6 protein-coding genes are annotated in these 4099 nt (G+C 48.4%); all 6 read right to left on the minus strand.

All coding sequences use genetic code 11. From position 1 onward, the window contains the following. Positions 1-143 precede the first annotated feature (143 nt). The 6 genes from IM456_RS08900 to IM456_RS08925 all read right to left on the minus strand — a co-directional run bounded on the left by IM456_RS08900 (position 144) and on the right by IM456_RS08925 (position 3572). A complete protein-coding gene (locus IM456_RS08900) occupies positions 144-1394 on the minus strand; it encodes a nif11-class peptide radical SAM maturase 3 (protein ID WP_149987412.1) in 1251 nt (416 codons plus the stop codon). A 26-nt stretch (positions 1395-1420) separates the two neighbouring features. After that, positions 1421-1615 (minus strand): hypothetical protein, encoded by a 195-nt coding sequence (locus IM456_RS08905; protein ID WP_149987411.1) that lies wholly within the window; start codon positions 1613-1615, stop codon positions 1421-1423. 295 nt (positions 1616-1910) lie between these two features. Further along, positions 1911-2186: a hypothetical protein gene (locus tag IM456_RS08910; protein ID WP_287693056.1), complete on the minus strand. Its 276-nt coding sequence runs from the start codon at positions 2184-2186 to the stop codon at positions 1911-1913. Between the two features lie 61 nt (positions 2187-2247). Then, positions 2248-2604 (minus strand): Nif11-like leader peptide family natural product precursor, encoded by a 357-nt coding sequence (locus IM456_RS08915; RefSeq protein ID WP_287693057.1) that lies wholly within the window; start codon positions 2602-2604, stop codon positions 2248-2250. A gap of 276 nt (positions 2605-2880) precedes the next feature. Next, positions 2881-3111, minus strand: a complete 231-nt coding sequence (locus IM456_RS08920; RefSeq protein WP_139374559.1) for a hypothetical protein — start codon at positions 3109-3111, stop codon at positions 2881-2883. Positions 3112-3137: 26 nt separating this feature from the next. Then, positions 3138-3572 (minus strand): nitrogen fixation protein, encoded by a 435-nt coding sequence (locus IM456_RS08925; protein WP_147070059.1) that lies wholly within the window; start codon positions 3570-3572, stop codon positions 3138-3140. Between the last annotated feature and the right edge of the window lie 527 nt (positions 3573-4099).

The raw sequence follows: 4099 nt of genomic DNA on the forward strand, positions 1-4099 counted from the left end.
ACCAATAAAGCTTAGAGGTAATCCGAACTAGGGAAGTATTCGGAAGTCTGTGCCAGATTGTGTCTCGATGCGGTAGTCTCTACTTGCGTCGCCTAAATTGGTCTAGGCAAGCCCCGTCCCTTTTAGGGCGGGGTTAGTGACGGTTAGATTGTGGGGGTGAGTACGGGGGTTTTGTTTTGCCAGCTTTCCGGCCATTGGATCGCGTCGGCACTGAAGGCGAGGGGATCATTGGCTAGGGGAGAATGGAAGGGTTCTTCTACCAGCGCGAATTGGCCGTTATCGAAGGGAATTCCCGCTGCAGGGCGATCGAGGTAGAATCTCTCTCGGATTCCCTTCTCCGCTTGTTTTAAGGCCCGGTGGTGACAGTAGGGGTTATTGCCTCGGCGATCGAAGAAAACATGAGCCGTCCAACTACAACCACCGCGGCAGAGTTCGGCGAACTCGCAGGTTTTACAGAATCCCCAGAGATGATCGGTTCCCTTCGGGGTTCCCGCACCGAGGTTGAAGCGCAGTTCTTCGGCCTCTTCGATAATCTGGCGCAGGGAGCGATCGCGGATATTGCCCCCGGTATAGGCTGCGGTGGGAAGGGAGGGACAGCCTTTGATCGCTCCGTCGGCCTCGATACCCAGTGCCGCCAGTCCAGCACTACACCCCTGCCAGAATGTCCACGCATCCCCTCCCCGCAATAAACGTTCGTAGGGGCCGTAATAGCCGATATTGTTGCCCGGTTGTACGTCTACCCCCTCGCGTCGCGCTCGCTCGGTGACACGGGCGACCATCGGGTATAGTTCTAGGAGTTCGTAGGGTTGCAGGAGAATTTCCGAGTTATCGGCGGCGTTACCCATCGGGACGGTTAACTGGATCTGCCAGGCAAATACGCCCGCATCGCGGATTTTTTCGTAGATTCGGGGAAATTCAGGGGCAGAAAGACGATTGATCTGGGTATTGCAACCGAAGGGGATACCGGCTTGTTTGAGGTGGCCCATGGTGCGGAAAGCCCATTGCCAAGAACCGGCTTTCCCCCGCAGGCGATCGTGGGTAGCCTCTAATCCGTCCACGGAGACGGAGACGACTTTGATCCCCGCGTCTTTCATCTTTTGGGCGGTGTCGAGGGTGATGCCGTAGCCGCCGGTGGTGACACCGCAGATCATGCCCGCGTCGGTGATCGCCCGGGCGATATCGAGCCAGTCGGGACGGAGGAAGGCCTCTCCCCCGATCAGGGTGACTTCTTTGATGCCCACTTCGGCCAGTTGACGGACGAGATCGAGGGCTTCTTCAGTGGTAAGTTCGTGGCTACGGGTATGGCCGGCGCGGGAACCGCAATGTTGACAGGCGAGGTTACATTTCAGGGTAATTTCCCACACGGCGTAGCTGATGCGACGGTATTCGGTCATGGGCGTGTCTATAGATAACTACTAGGCTAAAGTGGACGAACACTTCCGTACGGTTGTTTATCTTGATGCTTACTACGATTACCACCAAAGATAGCTTTAATATCCTCTTCAGTCAGGAATTTTAGTTCGTCATCGTTGGCGATTTCGTCTAAGACCTTTAAACGAAAATCGGGATCGGTTGCTAGTTTTTCGGTAAAATTCGGGGTGCGATCAAAAGACATGATTAGCTCCTTACAGGTTTAATACTCATTAGGACTGTAGATAATTGGCTCTTCTGGTTTCTGTGTGGAAACGAGGTCTATACTGATACTTTCTTCCGCAAAATAGCCCTAAAAGTCTTGCCCGATAAGCATTTCACGATTCCATAAGCAAAAATTATCACACAAAGTCGAGAAGAGCCGATAATTCCAGCGGTTATCGGAAATTTGGGTTGAGTTGGCAGAAATGGAATGGATATTTTTCCGGAGATAAAAGGAGGTTTAAATCCCTAAAAACCTCCTTTTATTTGATGTTTTATTAGTCAATCGCATCAATCGCATCACGAATCCATTCTTGAATAGGGGTATTTTCGTTAAGCCATTGGCCAATACTCCATCCTGCTCTCCAAGCGAATAACACAGGAGAGCCGTATATTTGGTGTATGTTCAGGCCTCCACCGACGATCGCTTTTAAGTCTTCTTCCGTTAAGTCTTTGAGTTCGTCATCGTTGGCGATTTCGTCCAAAACCTTTAAACGAAAATTGGGATCGGTTGCTAGTTTTTCGGTAAAATTCGGGGTGCGATCAAAAGACATGATTAGCTCCTTACTAGGTTTAATACTCGATAAAATTTATGCGTCGGTTGGAATTAGAAATCTACGAAAGGCTCTGATCTGCCGGTAATCCGTACATCGGTCGAACGATTGGAATAGGCCATTTAAGCTTGCGGTTGGGTGGCAGACCGTACATCGCATGAACTGGAAAACCGCCGATAAATCCACCTGCAACCGCCGCTAAATCTTCCTCGCTTAAATCTTTAATTTCTTCATCGGGGCGATCGGACTCTAGAATTCGTGCGGTGTATTCCTCGAATTCCTGTGGTGTGAAATCGAACCCCGCAGCTTTGACGATCTCGCTACATTCTTCTTTGCTATTCACCGATTGGATTCGGGAACGGAAGGATTCATCGGAGGCGACTTTTTGATAAAAAGCGTGAACTTGTTCGAGAGCCATAAGTTAACTCCTGTTAGAATTTGAGAGTGACGGGAGGATACGGTTGGTAGATAAGCTGTTCAGCATTTAAATTGCTTGTGGAGATGAGGCACTCTTGCAAGAGGCAACACCCCCCCCCTACTCTCCCGACTTCGGTGGGGCAAGGGGGGGTTGGGGGAGATTCAGCTAATCTAACGATAGGCGGTTATAGCGGTTTTCACAGAAGTGAGTCCCGATTGAAACGCTGAAACACCTATCTATCAAGGGATTTACTATACCTTATTAGACTGAAAACCGCTATAAAATGGGTCCTTGCTTAATATTCGGGAGTGATGGGAGGATCGGTTGGTAGATAATTCCGAGGGTGATGGGCGGCCAAATTCTTATTCCCAGTGTTGTTGGTTTTGACGGCGATATTATACCTATACCGCCTTGAATGTTGCGAGTCTCGATCGCGCGATTGATCGCAGTTTCAAGAGATTCTTGAAAAGAGTTCACCTGTAGATCGGAAATATGAATTTTAGCCATGGTAATTAGACTCCTATTTAATAGGGTTAAGATTCGGGTTCGGCAACCTTCACGAAAGTTTCGGAAGGATTATAGTTGTCAGTGACAACCTGCGGACAGCGCAGACAGGCGGCTTTTCCTTCCTGTAACCACCAGCGACAGTTTTGCCGGATTCGACAGGGGGGAAGGGTATCGGTTACTTCTGCGAGTCCCTGTGCCACCCGGTGCGCGAGGCGACAATCTTTCCCATCGAAATGAACGCATTCTTTTTCCGCGCAGGACGCGGCGAAGCGGAAGACTTCGGTGGGGGTGACGGGTTGAGCGAGTGCGAGAATTTCTGCGGTGACGGGTTGGATTTCCGGGAGATAGGCGACGCGGGGTTCCTCAACGGTTCCCGCTGCGATCCCGAAAATTACGCTATCCGGGGAATTTTCTCGCGCGCTAGGGCAAAGGGTAGGTGTCTGGTGCGGAAGAGATTTCATCAGTTTTATCCGCTTGTTCAATGGATAATTACGAGCGAATTGGTTAGGGAACACGATTGCGATCGTAATTGACTCTATAAATAGAAAAGTCTTGGCAAGAGTTGTCAGGCTTGTCGAGCTACTTCTCTGAATTTAATACTATGGAACCTCGCAAGAAAAAACAAGATATTTTTAAAGACTAATTGAACTTAAAACAATCATTTAAGTTCAAAAAATATAATCAAGGTTATTCTACATTGTTGAGAGAATAACCTTAAAGTACAACTGATCGCAGTATTCTTGCCGATCAAATTCGAGACAAAAATAAGTTAATTAAGTTTCAAAATATATTTGCGTTTTGAATGTGTATCGTGGATGATTGTGTTTAGTCAACCTCAAACATGAGAGGCTCTTCGGGACTTGGTATGGTTCGATATGGGGGCATAAATCGACTGAATCCTTATCTGGCAATAGATTTAATTGATTAGTTCGCTCTAGAGCAAAAACAATTGACAAAAATCGCTAAATGCCTTTCTATATAAGGGTTC

It is taken from the genome of Microcystis sp. M079S1 (assembly GCF_020246425.1).
Lineage (GTDB): Bacteria > Cyanobacteriota > Cyanobacteriia > Cyanobacteriales > Microcystaceae > Microcystis > Microcystis aeruginosa.